Origin of the sequence: Pseudomonas sp. SH10-3B (assembly GCF_019891415.1) — a bacterium.
Lineage (GTDB): Bacteria > Pseudomonadota > Gammaproteobacteria > Pseudomonadales > Pseudomonadaceae > Aquipseudomonas.
In genome coordinates this window covers 1-16,280 of record NZ_JAFLXD010000036.1, presented here as the reverse complement: position 1 = coordinate 16,280, position 16,280 = coordinate 1, and the positions used below count along the sequence as shown (strand labels likewise).

Here is a 16,280-nt window from a genome sequence, read left to right as displayed (position 1 = left end):
TCATCAGGCCTTGTCGGACTGATAGGCGTAGCTGTAGTAGCCGTAGTCGCCATAGCCGTAGCTGGCGGACCGGCGTTTTTCCACACCATTGAAGATCGCGCCCTTGAGCTCGATGCCGTTCTGATGGAAGCGGCGCAGGGTCAACTCGATTTCCTTCACCGAGTTCACCCCAAAACGCGTGACCATCAGGCTGGTGCCGGCCTGGCGCCCGATAATCGCGGCGTCGGTCACCGCCAGCAAGGGCGGCGTGTCGATGATCACCAGGTCATAGCGCTCGCTGACTTCGGCCAGCAACGCAGCAAAGTTGGGGTGCATCAACAGTTCCGACGGGTTGGGCGGGATCTGCCCACGGCCGATAAAGTCGAAGCGCTCCACAGCCGTCGGGTGAATCGCTTCCTGCAGATCACAGCGCTTGGCGAGCAGGTCGGACAACCCCGCCTCTACCGCCTTGCCAAGCGTCTTGTGCAAGTACCCCTTGCGCATGTCCGCATCGATCAGCAGCACGCGCTGGCCCGACTGCGCGACAATCGCCGCCAGGTTGGCCGAGACAAACGTCTTGCCCACCTCGGGACTCGGGCCGGTGATCATCAGGCGGTTGTTCTTGGCTTCGAGCATGGCGAAGTGCAGGCTGGTGCGCAGGCTGCGCATGGCTTCCATCACCAGGTCATGGGGGTGGTTGACCGCCAGCAGCGAAGGTACGCCTGAACGGCCCTTGGCGGCATTGGTTTCCTCGGCCTTTTGCAACAGGCTGAAGGGGATCGAGGCGTACACCGGCAAGCCGAGTTTCTCGATCTCATCCGGGCTTTCCAGGCCACGGTTGAGCAGGCTGCGCACCAGCACGATGCCCACCGAAAGCATGCCGCCGAGCAACATCGCCAGCAGCACCACGATGACTTTGCGCGGCTCCACTGGCTTGGCCAGGTTGACATCGGCAGTGTCGATCAAGCGCACGTTACCCACGGTGCCGGCGCGCATCACGTCCAGCTCCTGGGAGCGGTTGAGCAACTGGGTGTAGATCTCGGTGCCCACTTGCACGTCGCGGGTCAGGCTGAGCAATTCCTGCTGCGTGCTCGGCAAGCCTTCGACGCGCTTGGTCATCTGCGCCTGCTTGGCGTTGAGTTCCGCCAGCTTGGCGATCAAGGCACGATAAGCCGGGTGCTGGGGGGTGAACTTGCGGTCCATCTCGGCCTGTTGCAGCTTGAGTTCGGAGATCCCGGTATCCAGGGCCACCACTTGGTCGAGCACCGCCTTGGCTTCGAGGCTGATGTCGATGGATTTGCTGCGGGTCTGGAAGCGGTTCAAGGCGTTCTCGGCTTTCTCCAGGTCGCGACGTACCTGGGGCAACTGGTCATTGAGGAACGACAGGCTCTGCGCCGCCTCGGCCGAGGTGCGGTCGACGTTCTGCTTCACATACAGGTTGGAGATTTCATTCAGCGTACGCACCGCCAGGGCCGGGCGCGTGCTCTCCAGGGACAGGCTGATGATCCCCGACTCCTTGCCGCGCTCGATCACGGTGAGCAGGTCCTGGTAGTCGGCCACCGCGTCCAGGCGCGACTTGCGCACGATCTTGAAATGCGCGCCCGGATTGGCCCGCAGCTCCTTGACCAGCACCTCGACACCCTCGGCGGCAAACGGCACGCCGACGCGCCCCGCAGCGATCTCGACGCCGTCCTCATCAAATAATGTGTAGGCCTGGGCCTCGCCGGCCACCAGTACCAGCTTGGTTCCGAGCAATGCTGTGGGCAGGTTCAACGTACTCAGCGCCAGGGCCTCGCCACCCGCCGACCAGCGGCTGAAACCGAACAGCGGCGGTGCGATGTCGCCCTTGTGTTCAGGCGCATAACGCCGCGCGAGGAAGCCACCGATCAACGGAAAATGCTGCGGCGTGATAGTGATGTCCAACGCCAGGGTATCGACGGTCTTGCCAATGATGGTGCGCGACTTGATCAGCTCGATCTCGGTCACCGCCGGCGATTCCTTGCCCAGCAGGCTGCTGACGTCGGAGAAACCGAGCATGTCGTTCTTCTTCGGTTCCACCTGGATCAACGCATTCGCCTGGAACACCGGCGCCGACAGAATGGCGTAGGCCGCACCGATCAGCATGCAGGTGCCGGTGATCCCGGCGATCAGCCATTTGTGATCGATCAGGTTGCCGAGCATGCCGAGCACATCGATCTCGTCACGGTGAGGGCTTTCAGGGGAAGCGTTCTGGGGTGAATACATAAATCGCGTCTTCGTCCTTGCAATCGTTTAAAGAGGGAGCGTCAGCGCGCCAGGCGCTTGGCCCAGGCCTGTGCGGCCTGTTCGATCAAGGCATAGGCCTGCACAAAGGCCGGCTTGCCCTGGCGATAGGGGTCGGCGATCTCGCGATCGTGCTGCCACTTGCCCAACAGGAACACCTTGCCCCGCGCCTCGGGGGCGAGGTTGAGCACGCCGTCGATGTGCCGTTGTTCCATCACCAGGATCAGGTCGGCCTCACTCACGGCGCCGGCGTCAAGCTGCCGGGCCCTGTGCGCTTGGGGCACATGCCCGTGCTCCTCCAGCACCTGCCCGGCCAGGGGTTCCAGCGGATGATCACGCAAGGCCGCCAGGCCCGCCGAACTCACTTGGATCCCGGAAGGTGCAAGCGCGGCCCCCAGCAAGTGTTCCGCGGTGGGGCTGCGGCAGATGTTGCCGATGCACACGATCAATATCTTTTTGAACAAGGCAACCTCCCACGCACCGCACACTTATTCTTCGGCAAAAGGGATGACCTTATTGAATAACCCACAACTAACGACCGAGTAATTATGACCACAGCCGATAAACCGCGACCATCTATCGCCTAAGACAAAAAATAACATTCGGGTATTAACCGACTAAAAATAACATTCCGGTATTTTTCCACCCCCGCATAATAAAGTGCCGTTTGAATGCAGCAGATAGGGGACGGCCATGAACACTTCAAAGTTATTGGTAGAGCGTATTGGCCTATTTCCTTCTTCGGGAAATATTCATGTGGAAGTGCATAATTCAACCCATGTCGTCGAACGCATACAGGTGCTGTATGCCGACAACTCACTGGACAGCGACGCGTCCGGCGCCGGGTTTTCCATGGTCTTTGCCGACTGGCGCTTCAAGTTACAGGTCAGTGATGCGCTGTCGGTGTGCCTGTGCGTGGAAAGTCGCGGCGACAGCCAGTTCATGCAGGTCAAGACGGCCGAACTGCTGGCCAATATCTGCGGCACCGAGGAGCGGCCATGAGCCTGTGGGCGGGCTTGAGACGCGGCTATGCGCTGCGCCGGCTGACGGGGATATTCGAGGGGTTTGCCGAGCCGGTGCTGGGCGCGCAGTACCAGCGCAACACCCGGGCCATCGGCCGCTGGCTGGACCAGTTGCGAGGCAGCTCCCGCAAGCAGATCACCCATGCGCTGTTCCAACAGATGAAGCGCGCGCGGCGCCGTGGCAATGCGCGACGCTTCAACGCACAGACGACCTTGCTGGCGCTGATGGTGGAAAGCAATCTGGCCTTGGACCTGGTGACTTACTCGGCCTTTCTCTGCGCCGTTTCCAGTCGCCAGGCGGGCTCTTGATGGGCTTGGTCGGCGCCTGACAGGGCCACCGCAACGCGGTTGAGCAGCAACTCCGCGTTGTACTTGGGCAGCAGCGCACAGAGCAGCAAAAACACCAGCCCGCCGCCCATGAACCTGGGGGACAGCCTGATAGGCGCGGCGTCGATGCGCCACAGAAAGGCAATGGCGGCTGTCGCCCCCAGTACGGCACCGGCCAGGGCTTCATTCAGTGGATGTATGTAAGGCGCAACACAATAAGCACTGAACCCGAGACTTATCGTTAACCCCAGCAACGCCGCTGGCCAACGCCAGGCCAAGTTGAACTGGCGGGCCAACAAACTTATTGCCACTGTAACCATTAAACAGGTGTTCATGGCGTGGCCACTGATCACCGCAATATCCAGCGGCTGGGACGATAATCCCCAGCCTTTAAACAGCAACTTGCTGGCCGCCACCATCGAATAAGTAATACCCACCGTTAGTACCCAGGCCCGCAATGCGGACGGGCTGGAATACCTTAACCAGACAGCAATCATGAGTGCGGCCGGAATCATGACGGTAATGCCGCCATATTGCGCAAGTTCTGCCCGCATCACTGCTTAACCTTCGAGGTGCCGTTTTCGGCGCTCATCAGACCTCAGGCCCGAAAAAAACACAACGTTATCTCGCGTCAGCAACGCAGTCAAAATGCAATTTACTGATTACTTAACACGAACATGATTCTCTATTTTAATAATTAGGTTAGAACCAAACGGCATTTTACACCGGCTGTCGCGGCCCCTACCGTGGACGAGCATGACCGACCCCCTGCCCGGCGGAGGTACTCACCCCCTACTCGACAAGGACAGACCATGAGCATTGAATTCATCGGCTATATCGGCGGTCACCACGCTTCCGAGATCCACCCGCGCAGCGGCCCTACCCTGCAACCGGACTACGTGGAAACCGTGGCCCGCGCCCACGAAGAAGCCGGTTTTGACCGCGCGCTGGTGGCGTTCCATTCCAACAGCCCGGACAGCACGCTGATCGCCTCCCATGCCGCCAGCGTGACAAAAAAACTGCAGTTCCTGATCGCCCACCGTCCGGGCTTCGCCCAACCCACCCTGGCCGCCCGCCAGTTCGCCACCCTTGATGTGTTCAATGGCGGGCGCACCGCCGTGCACATCATCACCGGCGGCGACGACCGTGAACTGCGCGCCGATGGCAGCCATATCGGCAAGGACGAACGCTACGCGCGCACCGATGAATACCTGAGCGTGGTACGCCAGGAATGGACCAGCGATCAGCCCTTCGACTTTGCCGGCACCTACTACCAGGTCGAAGGCGCGCACTCCGCGGTGAAGTCGCCGCAGCAGCCGCATATCCCGCTGTACTTTGGCGGCTCTTCCAAGGCCGCGATTGAAGTGGCAGGCAAGCATGCCGATGTGTATGCGCTGTGGGGCGAAACCTATGAGCAGGTACGCGAGATCGTGACCCAGGTGCGCGCCGAGGCTGCCAAGCATGGGCGCACGATTCGCTTCAGCCTGTCGCTGCGACCGATCCTCGCCGCAACCGAAGAACAGGCGTGGGCGCGTGCCGACAGCATCCTGCAACAGGCCACCGAATTGGCAGAGAAGAATGGCTTTGTGCGGCGTGAACCGCCGAATGAAGGCTCGCGCCGGTTGCTGGCGGCGGCGGCGCAGGGCTCGCGGCTGGACAAGCGTCTGTGGACGGGGATTGCGGGGTTGCTGGGGGCGCAGGGGAACTCCACCTCGTTGGTGGGTACCGCCGAACAGGTGGCTGAGGCATTGCTCGATTATTACGACCTCGGCATCACCACCTTCCTGATCCGTGGGTTTGATCCGCTCAATGATGCGATCGACTATGGCAAGCGGTTGATCCCCCTCACCCGCCAGCTGATTGCTGAACGCGAGCAGGCCAAACAGGTCGCGTAAGCCAGAACACTAAAAAACCAATATGGGAGGGGCTTGCCCCTCCCACATTTTGATCTTCACCTGGCTAGAGATCAGTTCTTGTAGTCGGTATCAGTCCGCTCCAACTGCCGAATCAGCGCATTCCAATGCCGCGCCACCCCCGGTCCTTCGCCACTGGCGTGTGCCTTGGCCTGCTGCTCGACCTTTTCCACCACTTCGGCCGGTGGGAAGATCAGCTCCGCATTCCCCGCCGCCTGCGCCGCGACCTGGATATTGCACGCGCGCTCCAGCTGTTGCAGCTGCGCAAATGCATGTTCAACACTGACACCGGCAGTCAACAAGCCATGGTTGCGCAGGATCATCACGCTCTTGTCACCCAGGTCCGCGACCAGGCGCTCACGCTCGTCCAGGTCGAGGGCAATGCCTTCATAGCCGTGGTACGCCACACGCCCGGAAAAACCAATGGAATGCTGGGAGATCGGCAGCAGCCCGTCCTTTTGCGCCGACACCGCAATGCCGTCGCGGGTATGGGTGTGCAGCACTGCTTGCAGGTCATGGCGTGCGCCGTGGATCGCGCTGTGGATCACATAACCGGCGTAGTTGATGCCCAGGCCGGTAGGGTCGTCGACGATAGTGCCGTCGAGGTCGACCTTGACCAGGTTGGACGCGCTGATTTCATCAAACAACAGCCCGAAGGCGTTGATCAGAAAATGCTCCTCCGGCCCCGGTACACGGGCCGAGAAGTGGGTATAGATGTGATCGGTCCACTTGTACAAAGCGGCCAGGCGATAAGCGGCAGCCAGTTTGACGCGCACCTCCCACTCTTGCGGGGTAACGCGCTGGCGAACATTGCTGGTGAGATTGGTGATCGAGGTGACGCTGCTCATGGCAAAACTTCCTGGATGGCCTTAAGGACTTCCAGGCAAGCCTAGGGGATGGCCAAAAATAATAAAAATCACATTTTAATCTAAGCTAATTATTATTTTTTTTCATATAACCCTTACCAATAATTCAGGGCAAATGTGGTAGATCCCACGACCTCTTCGACGCAGCGCTGTCGCGCAGCAAACTGTGGCGAGCGGGCTTGCCAAAAGAATGCGGTCGCCTGAAATTGTTCAGGCAAGACTCAAGACTTCAGGGTGAAATTTTAACCCCCTAAAATCATTCAGTTATTTTAAGTTTGATAAGAGGGGCTTGCCCCCGATGGCCATGAGTATCTCCCGCAACGCTAACACCGATGCGAAGCGAGCCGCCCTTGATCTTGCTTTTGATCTTGATCTTGATCTTGATCTCAGGCGCCCCGTTAACCACGCTGGCCGGAATCCGACAGTGATTTGGGGGGTAAACCGGCAGGGATGCCGGTTTAGCCGCCCCGCGCCATGGATGGCGCGTGGCGGCGGCCCCCCAAATCACTGTCGGATTCCGGGCACACCGAGCCTAGGCGAGGTGCCGAGTGGTGGGGCAAGAGCCCTTTGCTTACTTTGGGGCTTTTCCAAAGTGAGCCGCCGTCAGGGCGGAACCCTAAGCCGCCGTTACCGCAGCAACGGATATGTACCCGGTCCAATCCAAAAAAATGGTCGGCCCAGAGGCCGTCATCGGGGGCAAGCCCCCTCCCACAGGGTTACGCGGCGTTGCGGACTTTATGCAGCGACGCCGCCACTCGCTTGCCAAACGCATCCACCGGCCCCTGCAGGTTGCCCAGGAAGTGCGGATAGATCAGCCACAAATCCATCACCGGCTTGAAATCCTTGAGCGGCATCACTGCCAGTTGCTCGCGGTGTGCACTGCGCTCCAGCAACGGCCGGGGCACCAGGCCCAAGCCCAGGCCGTCCGCCACCAGGCCCAGTTGCAGCTCGGTGCCGAAGGTCTCCAGGTTGACCCGCAGGGCCAGGCCCTGATCGGACAAGGTGCGCTGCAAGCCGGCACGGAAGCCGCAGCCGTCCGGGTTGAGGACCCAGCCGTTCTGGTACACATCGGCCAGCTTGCACGGTTTCTTCGGCAACTGGGCCTTGGCGCAGACCACCACCAGTTCCATCTTGCCGATGGACTCGCCGACGATGTTGTCCGGGAAGATCTTGCCTGCCGGGAACAGCGCCGCCGCCGCGTCCAGTTCGCCGCGTTCGATCTTGCCCACCAACTGGCTGCCCCAGCCGGTGGCGACCTGGGCACGCAAGTCAGGGTATTCGCTGCGCAGGTGCTTGAGCGCATCCAGCAGCACCACATCGCCGATGGTCTGCGGCACACCCAGGCGCAGCAGGCCGGTGGGCGGTGCGTCGGTGGCCACCAGCTCGCGCAGGGCATCCATCTCGCGCAGGATCAATCGGCACTGCTCATAGACGCGGGTGCCGATCAACGTCGGTTTGAGGGGTTTGGTGTTGCGGTCGAACAGCTCCACGCCCAGCGCCTGCTCGAAGTTCTGCACGCGGCGGGTAATGGCCGGCTGGGTCAATTGCAACGACTCGGCGGCATGGCTGATGGACTGGCAACGAATCACTTCGACAAAGGCATCGATATCGTCAATTTTCATTTGGGCCGCACATAGAGAACAGTCATTAAGATGTGTGTGAAGCATAGTTGCAGGAACGTGGCGTGAATAGCCCGTGCTGCAATCGATAACGTCTAACGCTATTCAGACCGGTTCTAAATTACCTTCAGCTATAAGCTAATCATTAAAAAATAGCATATTAACTATAAACATTATGCTTAGATAAACCCATCCCTGCGACCACACGATGGAAGTGCCATGACCCAGGCCCGACACCCCGCGAGACTCAGAGCCTTCATAGGCGCCCTGGCGGAATTGATCGACGGCAATCCACGCGAAGGCGACCTGTTGCACCGTGGCGGCAAGCTGCTGGCGCAACTGGTCAGCCATGACGACTGGCTCCCCGATGAATTTGCCCAACCCGATCCCGAGCGCTACCAGCAGTTCTTGCTGCATGCCGATTCGCGCCAGCGTTTCAGCATCGTCAGCTTTGTCTGGGGGCCGGGGCAAAGCACGCCGATCCACGACCATCGGGTCTGGGGTCTGATCGGCATGTTGCGCGGTGCAGAGTTTTCCCAAGGCTTCCAACGCGCGCCCGACGGCAGCCTGGTCGCCGAAGGCCAGCCGATTCAACTGGTGCCGGGCCAGGTCGAGGCGGTGTCGCCCAAGGTCGGCGACATCCATCAGGTGAGCAACGCCCACAGCGACCAGGTGTCGATCAGCATTCATGTGTACGGCGCCAATATCGGCGCGGTGCGCCGTGCGGTGTACCAGCCCGACGGCAGCGAGAAACTGTTTATCTCCGGTTATTCCAACGCCTTCCTCCCGAATATCTGGGACTTGTCCAAAGAAAAGAGCCCTGCCCTATGACCACCGTATCGACCCGTAGCTTCGCGCAGATTCGTCAGGCCCTGTTGGACCACGAAGAACTCGCCCTGGTGGACGTGCGCGAAGAAGCGCCGTTTGCCGAATCCCACCCGCTGTTCGCGGCGAATATCCCGCTGTCCAAGCTGGAACTGGAGGTGTATTCGCGCATTCCACGCCGCGATACCCAGGTCACCGTCTACGACAACGGTGAAGGCCTGGCCGCCCGTGCCGCCGAACGCCTGGTTGCGCTGGGCTACACCCAGGTCAGCCTGCTGGAAGGCGGCCTGGACGGTTGGCGCCGGGCCGGTGGCGAGCTGTTTATCGATGTGAACGTACCGAGCAAGGCCTTTGGCGAGCTGGTGGAGAGCGAGCGCCACACGCCGTCCCTCGCCGCTGAAGAAGTGCAGGCGCTGCTCGACAGCCAGGCCGATGTGGTAGTGCTCGACGCCCGCCGTTTCGACGAATATCAAACCATGAGCATCCCCACCGGCATCAGCGTGCCCGGTGCCGAGCTGGTGTTGCGCGCCCGGGAACTGGCGCCCGACCCGGCCACCCGCATCATCGTCAACTGCGCCGGGCGCACCCGCAGCATTATCGGCACCCAGTCGCTGATCAATGCCGGCGTGGCCAACCCGGTGTCTGCACTGCGCAACGGCACCATCGGCTGGACCCTGGCCGGGCAGAAACTTGCCCACGGTCAGTCGCGGCGCTTTGCTCCGACTTCGGAAGAACACCGTCAGATCGCTGCCGTCGATGCACGCCGCGTCGCCGACAAGGCCCGCGTCGGCCGCGCCACCCTCACCGACCTGCACGCCTGGCAGCAGGACACCACCCGCACCACCTACCTGTTCGATGTGCGCACCCCGGAAGAATTCGAAGCCGGCCACCTGCCCGGCGCGCGCTCCACCCCCGGCGGTCAACTGGTGCAGGAAACCGACCATGTCGCCAGCGTGCGCGGGGCCCGCCTGGTACTGGCGGATGACGATGGCGTGCGGGCGAACATGTCCGCGTCCTGGCTGGCCCAACTGGGCTGGGACGTGCATGTGCTGGATGACCTGCAGGCAGCACATTTCAGCGAAAAAGGCGCCTGGGTCGCGCCGGTCCCCGCGCCGCCCCAGGCCGAACTGATCAGCCCGCACACCCTCGCCGAATGGCTCACCCATGGCGACACCGTGGTGCTGGATTTCACCGCCAGCGCCAACTACGTGAAGCGCCACATCCCCGGCGCCTGGTGGGTGTTGCGCGCCCAACTGCCCCAGGCCCTGGCCAAGGTGCCCGCCGCCCAGCGTTATGTACTGACCTGCGGCAGCAGCCAACTGGCGCGCCTGGCGGTGGCTGAAGTCGAAGCGATCACCGGCAAGCAAGTGTTCCTGCTGCAAGACGGCACCGCCGCCTGGATCAACACGCAACTGCCACTGGAAGAAGGCGAAACCCACCTGGCCTCGCCGCGCATCGACCGCTACCGCCGGCCGTACGAAGGCACCGACAACCCCAAGGAAGCCATGCAGGCTTATCTGGATTGGGAGTTCGGTTTGGTCGACCAGTTGGCCCGTGATGGGACACATGGGTTTTACGTCATTTGACCCCAGGCACGCCTGCCCCCATTGCGGGAGCAGGCGCTGCCCCAGACTGATGGGGCGGGGGGTACTGCGTTACTTTCTTTCTTCTGTTTCGGTGCAAGAAACCGTCCCCGAGCTACCGCTCAATTGAGACTGCATGGCGTGGACACCCGCCTCCATTTGCGAGGCCACGCTGAACTGGGCGCCGAACAGCAGGCTGAACATGACGCATATGGTTGCCAATAATTTGAACATGACGAATCCTCACTGGTTCGCTGAGAGGGTAAAAATACCCCCATCGTTTATTCGCAGCTGACTTGGCTGCGTACTGCCATTTTCTGCCCGGCGCAACGCCTGGACACCTGTGAAGAATGACAGTGGCCTAGACAACTTCGCACTATGCAAACCTGCGCTGAGAGCGATTGGCGCCGCCCCCCTTGGACACCCAGGCACCCCAGCCGCAATTACACAGCTTAAAAATACATAAAATGCATATTAGATAACAAACTATCTTAATGTTTTTAATAATTAACATATAACCAAAAAGACTTTCACAGCAGGTTTTTATGGGAATAACGTGAACTCCTCACCGACCCCTTCTCCAGGCGGAGGTAGCCGAACCCTTTTTCGATCTGCCTGGAGCCTGCATCCCATGGTCTTTTCCACTCCGTTCAAACGCCTGCTCCTGGGCACCGCCCTGGCCCTTGGCTTCGCCACCAGCGCCCACGCCGCCGACCTGCAACCGCTGCGGGTGGCCAATCAGAAATCGACGATCAAGACGCTGCTGGAAGTCTCCGGCGAAACGAAAAACGTGCCCTATGAAATCCAGTGGTCGGAATTCCCGTCCGCCTCGCCCCTGGGCGAAGCCTTGAATGCCGGGGCCGTGGATATCGGTGCCCTGGGCGATGCGCCCTACGTGTTTGCCCTCGGCGCCGGCGCTTCGCTCAAGGTGGTCAGCATCATCCACGCCGAAGGGCGTAACACCACCGCCCTGCTGGTGCCCAAGGATTCGCCGATCAAGACGGTGGCCGACCTCAAGGGCAAGAAAATCGTCACCGGCCGCGGCTCCATCGGCCACTACCTGGCGATCAAGGCCCTGGCCACGGCCGGCCTGACCACCAAGGATGTGCAGTTCATTTTCCTGCTGCCCAGCGAGTCGCGCCTGGTGCTGGATAACGGCACTGTCGACGCCTGGTCGACCTGGGACCCCTACACTACCGTGGTTACCTCGCAAAGCCAGGCGCGGATCGTGGCCAGCGGCAACACGCTGTTGAGCAACCACCTGTACCTCGCCGCCACCAGCCAGGCCATCGCCGACAAGCGCACGCAGCTGGACGACTTTGTCGCCCGCGTCGACCGCGCCTACGCCTGGGCCAATACCCACCCCAACGAGTACGCCGCCGCCCAGACCAAAATCACCGGGCTGCCGCTGGCCGTGCATGTGGCCGTGGCCAAGGAAACCCGCCTGAGCCCGGTGCTGATCGACGACAGCGTGATCAGTGGCCTGCAAGCCACCGCCGACACCTACCAACAAGAAGGCCTGCTGACCAAACACATCGACGTGTCCCAGGGCTTCGACAAGAGCTTTAACGCCAAGCGTGCCCCCAACAACCAAGCATCACGCTGAAGGAGCAGAACATGAGCAAGCCACATCCATTGAAAGCGCGCCATTTGAAACTGGGCGCCATGGTCCACGGTGTCGGCCACGGCTGGGGCGAGTGGCGCCATCCGCAGGCGCAACCGAATGCCAGTACGAATTTCGGCTTCTACAAGCAGCAGACCGAACTCGCCGAAGCAGCCAAGTTCGACTTCGTGTTCATCGCCGACAGTCTGCACATCCACGCCAAGTCCAGCCCGCATTACCTCAACCGTTTCGAACCGCTGACCATCCTCTCGGCCCTGGCCGCGTTGACCACGCATATCGGCCTGGTGGCCACCGTGACCGTCAGCTACACCGAGCCCTACCAGGTGGCGCGCCAGTTCGCGTCCCTGGACCATATCAGCGGCGGTCGCGCCGGCTGGAACGTGGTGACCTCGTGGCTCAGCGGCACCGCCGACAACTTCGGTAAAGCCGAACACCCTCCCCACGCCGTGCGCTACCGCATCGCCAAGGAACACCTGAACACGGTCAAGGGCCTGTGGGACTCCTGGGAAGACGACGCCTTTGCCTACAACAAGCAAAGCGGCGAATTCTTCACCCCGGGCAAGCTGCATGCGCTGAACCACAAAGGCGAGTTTTTCTCGGTCAAAGGCCCGCTGAACATTGCGCGCTCGCGCCAGGGCCAACCGGTGATTTTCCAGGCGGGCACATCCGAAGACGGGCGTAACTTTGCGGCGCAGAACTCCGACGCCATCTTTGTGCATGTGGAGGGCATCGAAGAAGGCCTGGCGTATACCCAGGACCTCAAACGCCGCGCCAAAGGCTTTGGCCGTGACGCCGACAGCCTGTCGATCCTGCCGGGCATCCGCCCGATTGTCGGCCGCGACGCGGCCGAAGTGGAAAGCCGCTACCAGCAGGCCGTGGAGCTGGTCACCGTGGAAGACGCCATCGTCGCCCTCGGCCGCCCGTTCAACGACCATGACTTCAGCCAGTACCCGCTGGACGCGCCCTTCCCGGAACTCGGCGACCTGGGCGCCAACAGCCAGAAAGGCGGCTCCGACCGCATCAAGCAACTGGCCAGGGACGAAGGCCTGACCCTGCGCGAAGTGGCGCTGCGCTTCTCGCGGCCCAAGCGTGATTTTGTCGGCACCCCGGAGCAAGTCGCCGACGCGATCCAGACCTGGTTCGAGCGCGGCGCCAGCGATGGTTTCATCATCAACTCGGTGCTGCCGGACGGCTTGCAGTACTTCACCGAACTGGTGGTACCGGTGCTGCAACAGCGCGGCCTGTTCCGTACCGAGTACACGGGCCACACCCTGCGCGACAACCTCGGCCTGGCCGTGCCGGCCAATCGTTACAGCGTCGCCGCCGAGGTCGAAGCGCAACAGGAGGCGCTGGCATGAGCGAATCCCTCAACCGTCAGTTGGCGGCGCTGCACGCCGAGCGTGTAGCCACCTGGGCGCCCGCGGCGTTGCAGGTCAATATCGACCAGCGCCAGCGCCTGGTGGATGAAGCACGGGTAGACGACTACGTGCAGGTCGGCGATGAGCTGGACCCCTTCACCCTGCTCAATGTGGAAGGCGGCGAACTGACCCGCGAACGGCTGCTGGCCGACGGCCCGGCGGTGCTGATCTTCTTCCGCTTTGCCGGCTGCCCGGCGTGCAACATCGCCCTGCCCTACTACGAACGCCAACTCTACCCACGCCTGCGCGAACTGGGCGTGCCGCTGGTAGCGGTGAGCCCGCAGGTGCCTGAACGCCTGGTGCAGATCAAGAGCCGCCACGCCCTGCAATTGCTGGTGGCCAGCGACCCGGACAACCAACTCGGTCGCCGCCTGGGCATCCTCTACAGCTTCGACGAAGCCTCGCGCAATGCAGCCCTGGCCAAGGGCAATCACATCGGTGAAACCACCGGTACGGGGACCTGGGAGTTGCCGCAACCGACGGTGGTGGTGATTGCCCAGGACGGCACGGTGGCGTTCGTGGAAGTCAGCCCGGACTGGCTGGTGCGTACCGAAGCCGAGCCGGTGGTGCAGGTGGTGGAGCGATTGTTGGGCCAACAGCCTGTACGCATCGCCATCTAAGCCCACCGTCCCCTGTGGGAGGGGCAAGCTCTCTCCCACATTTTTGACCGAGTACACTCTTATGACCCAACCGTCTCTACGCTCCGTGGAAGTCGCCAACTTCGACGCCCTGCTCGAACGCCTCAGCACCGAACTGGCCGGCACTGCGCACCTGTATGACGAGAGCGGCGCCTTCCCCCATGCCAACTTCCAGCGGCTGCATGACCACGGCCTGGTCGCCCTCACCGTGCCCAAGTCCCTCGGCGGCGGCGGTGCCAGCCTACCCCAGGCGCGCAAGGCGATCAGTGCGATTGCCAAGGGCGAACCGTCCACCGCACTGATCCTGGTGATGCAATACCTGCAACATAACCGCCTGCAAGACAGCAAGACCTGGCCGCCCCACCTGCGTACACAAGTGGCCGAGGACGCGGTGCGTAACGGCGCACTGATCAACGCCCTGCGCGTCGAACCCGACCTCGGCACCCCGGCTCGTGGCGGGCTCCCGGCGACCACCGCCGTGCGCACCGCTGAGGGTTGGCGCATCAGCGGGCGCAAGATCTACTCCACCGGCAGCCACGGCCTGAGCTGGTTCAGCGTGTGGGCGCGCAGCGATGACGCCGACCCGCTGGTGGGCGCCTGGCTGGTGCCCAAGGACAGCCCCGGCGTGAGCATCATCGACACCTGGGACCACCTCGGCATGCGCGCCACCTGCAGCCATGAAGTGGTGCTCGACAACGTGCTGGTGCCGCTGGACCACGCCGTCAGCGTCAGCCCCTGGAGCGCGCCGCAACCGGAACTGGATGCCGAAGGTTTCCTGTGGATGTCGGTGCTGCTGTCCTCGGTGTATGACGCCGTGGCCCAGGCCGCGCGGGACTGGCTGGTGAACTGGCTGGAAGAACGCCAGCCGTCCAACCTCGGTGCGGCGTTGTCGACCTTGCCGCGCTTCCAGGAAACCGTCGGGCATATCGACACCCTGCTCTTCGCCAACCGCAGCCTGCTCGACGCCGCCGCCGACGGCCATACCCCGGCCGCCAACGCTGCGCAGTTGAAGTACCTGGTCACCCACAACGCTATTCGCGCGGTGGAACTGGCCATCGAGGCCTCCGGCAACCCTGGCCTGTCGCGCCATAGCCCGCTGCAACGCCACTACCGCGATGTGCTGTGCAGTCGCGTACACACCCCGCAGAACGATGCGGTACTGCAAGGCGTCGGCAAAGCCGTGTTCGCCAAACGCCAGAAGGAACGCACATGAGCCAGGTGATTATTGCCAGCCAACTGGGCGAAGACTACAACGAGGTGATCCGCGCGCGCGTCATCGCGATCCACCCAGGAGCACAGGTCATCGGCGTGCCAGAGGGCGTACCCAGCGACCTGCCGCCCCAGGCGAATATCCTGCTGGCGCGCCCGATCAACGTACGCGGCTACACCGCCCCGGACACCCCGCCACCGGGCTGGCCCTACGGCGCGCAATGGGTGCACCTGGTCTCATCGGGCATCGACTTCTACCCGCAATGGCTGTTCAACGGCCCGCCGGTGACCACCTCCAGGGGCAGCGCCGCCGACAATCTGGCCGAATTCGCCCTGGCCGCGATCTTTGCCGCGTCCAAGCATTTGCCGGACATCTGGGTTAAGGATTCGCACTGGAATTTCACCGCCCTGCGCCCGCTTAAGGGCACCACCCTGGGCATCCTTGGCTTTGGTGCGATTGGTGAAAGCCTGGCGCAAAAAGCCCTGGGCCTGGGTATCAAGGTGGTGGCGTTGCGCAAGAGCCAGACACCGTTCGGTACCGGCGTAGAAGCCGCCCAAGACATCCACGACCTGTTCGCCCGCGCCGACCACCTGGTGGTGGCCGCGCCACTGACCGACGCCACGCGGCATATCATCAACCGCGATGTGCTGGGCAGCGCCAAGCCGGGACTGCACCTGATCAACATCGCGCGCGGCGGCCTGCTCGATCAGGAGGCGTTGTTGGAGGCGCTGGATAACGGCCGGATCGGCCTGGCATCGCTCGACGTGACCGAGCCGGAGCCCTTGCCGGATGGGCACCCGCTGTACAGCCACCCACGGGTGCGGTTGTCGCCGCATACGTCGGCGATTTCGACCAATAGCCGCAATGAGATTGCCGATACGTTCTTGGCGAATCTGGAGCGCTACGTTTCAGGGATCGCACTGGCGAATCTGGCTAACGCCTGATGCCGTTCAAAAATGTGGGAGGGGCGGTGCGACGATTCGACTTGCTCCCG

The 16,280-nt window shown here is 62.1% G+C and carries 16 protein-coding genes; 10 read left to right on the top strand and 6 right to left on the bottom strand.

Features of this window, described 5'->3' with window-relative positions:
• Positions 1-3 precede the first annotated feature (3 nt).
• Complete coding sequence (locus tag J1G35_RS22795; protein ID WP_223016074.1) at positions 4-2,223, bottom strand: polysaccharide biosynthesis tyrosine autokinase; 2,220 nt, start codon at positions 2,221-2,223, stop codon at positions 4-6.
• Between the two features lie 41 nt (positions 2,224-2,264).
• Positions 2,265-2,705, bottom strand: a complete 441-nt coding sequence (locus J1G35_RS22790; RefSeq protein WP_223016073.1) for a low molecular weight protein-tyrosine-phosphatase — start codon at positions 2,703-2,705, stop codon at positions 2,265-2,267.
• Between the two features lie 229 nt (positions 2,706-2,934).
• On the opposite strand from J1G35_RS22790, the gene J1G35_RS31030 reads away from it, so the two are divergent.
• Together J1G35_RS31030 and J1G35_RS22780 are read left to right on the top strand one after the other, a co-directional pair.
• Complete coding sequence (locus J1G35_RS31030) at positions 2,935-3,243, top strand: phosphomannomutase (protein ID WP_240435298.1); 309 nt, start codon at positions 2,935-2,937, stop codon at positions 3,241-3,243.
• The gene (locus J1G35_RS22780; protein ID WP_223016072.1) at positions 3,240-3,572 is read left to right on the top strand and encodes a hypothetical protein; all 333 of its coding nucleotides are present in this window, start codon (positions 3,240-3,242) and stop codon (positions 3,570-3,572) included. The genes J1G35_RS31030 and J1G35_RS22780 overlap by 4 nt, the downstream gene beginning before the upstream one ends.
• On the opposite strand, the gene J1G35_RS22775 is transcribed toward J1G35_RS22780, so the two are convergent.
• Positions 3,524-4,147, bottom strand: coding sequence for a hypothetical protein (locus J1G35_RS22775; protein ID WP_053128195.1), 624 nt, complete (start codon positions 4,145-4,147; stop codon positions 3,524-3,526). The genes J1G35_RS22780 and J1G35_RS22775 overlap by 49 nt on opposite strands.
• A gap of 255 nt (positions 4,148-4,402) precedes the next feature.
• Between J1G35_RS22775 and J1G35_RS22770 the strand changes: the two genes are divergently transcribed.
• Positions 4,403-5,485: an LLM class flavin-dependent oxidoreductase gene (locus J1G35_RS22770; RefSeq protein ID WP_053128194.1), complete on the top strand. Its 1,083-nt coding sequence runs from the start codon at positions 4,403-4,405 to the stop codon at positions 5,483-5,485.
• Between the two features lie 71 nt (positions 5,486-5,556).
• Here the strand turns inward: J1G35_RS22770 and J1G35_RS22765 are convergent, their stop codons facing one another.
• Positions 5,557-6,351 (bottom strand): class II aldolase/adducin family protein, encoded by a 795-nt coding sequence (locus tag J1G35_RS22765; RefSeq protein WP_053128192.1) that lies wholly within the window; start codon positions 6,349-6,351, stop codon positions 5,557-5,559.
• A 734-nt stretch (positions 6,352-7,085) separates the two neighbouring features.
• The gene (locus J1G35_RS22760; protein WP_223016071.1) at positions 7,086-7,991 is read right to left on the bottom strand and encodes a LysR family transcriptional regulator; all 906 of its coding nucleotides are present in this window, start codon (positions 7,989-7,991) and stop codon (positions 7,086-7,088) included.
• Positions 7,992-8,207: 216 nt separating this feature from the next.
• Here J1G35_RS22760 and J1G35_RS22755 point away from each other — a divergent pair, with 216 nt between their 5' ends.
• Together J1G35_RS22755 and J1G35_RS22750 are read left to right on the top strand one after the other, a co-directional pair.
• Positions 8,208-8,819 carry a cysteine dioxygenase gene (locus J1G35_RS22755; protein ID WP_223016070.1) on the top strand — a complete coding sequence of 204 codons (612 nt, stop codon included), beginning with the start codon at positions 8,208-8,210 and terminating at the stop codon, positions 8,817-8,819.
• Positions 8,816-10,399, top strand: coding sequence for a rhodanese-related sulfurtransferase (locus tag J1G35_RS22750; RefSeq protein ID WP_223016069.1), 1,584 nt, complete (start codon positions 8,816-8,818; stop codon positions 10,397-10,399). Before J1G35_RS22755 ends, J1G35_RS22750 begins: the two co-directional genes overlap by 4 nt.
• Before the next feature lie 69 nt (positions 10,400-10,468).
• On the opposite strand, the gene J1G35_RS22745 is transcribed toward J1G35_RS22750, so the two are convergent.
• Positions 10,469-10,630 (bottom strand): hypothetical protein, encoded by a 162-nt coding sequence (locus J1G35_RS22745; RefSeq protein WP_223016068.1) that lies wholly within the window; start codon positions 10,628-10,630, stop codon positions 10,469-10,471.
• A 397-nt stretch (positions 10,631-11,027) separates the two neighbouring features.
• On the opposite strand from J1G35_RS22745, the gene J1G35_RS22740 reads away from it, so the two are divergent.
• The 5 genes from J1G35_RS22740 to J1G35_RS22720 all read left to right on the top strand — a co-directional run bounded on the left by J1G35_RS22740 (position 11,028) and on the right by J1G35_RS22720 (position 16,230).
• Entirely contained in the window at positions 11,028-12,002 is a 975-nt protein-coding gene (locus J1G35_RS22740) for an ABC transporter substrate-binding protein (protein WP_053130495.1), read from the top strand.
• Between the two features lie 11 nt (positions 12,003-12,013).
• Positions 12,014-13,378, top strand: a complete 1,365-nt coding sequence (locus J1G35_RS22735; RefSeq protein ID WP_223016067.1) for an LLM class flavin-dependent oxidoreductase — start codon at positions 12,014-12,016, stop codon at positions 13,376-13,378.
• Positions 13,375-14,058: a peroxiredoxin-like family protein gene (locus J1G35_RS22730; protein ID WP_223016066.1), complete on the top strand. Its 684-nt coding sequence runs from the start codon at positions 13,375-13,377 to the stop codon at positions 14,056-14,058. Before J1G35_RS22735 ends, J1G35_RS22730 begins: the two co-directional genes overlap by 4 nt.
• Before the next feature lie 61 nt (positions 14,059-14,119).
• Positions 14,120-15,289, top strand: coding sequence for an acyl-CoA dehydrogenase family protein (locus J1G35_RS22725; RefSeq protein ID WP_223016065.1), 1,170 nt, complete (start codon positions 14,120-14,122; stop codon positions 15,287-15,289).
• Positions 15,286-16,230, top strand: coding sequence for a D-isomer specific 2-hydroxyacid dehydrogenase family protein (locus J1G35_RS22720; protein ID WP_223016064.1), 945 nt, complete (start codon positions 15,286-15,288; stop codon positions 16,228-16,230). Before J1G35_RS22725 ends, J1G35_RS22720 begins: the two co-directional genes overlap by 4 nt.
• The last annotated feature ends 50 nt before the right edge of the window (positions 16,231-16,280 follow it).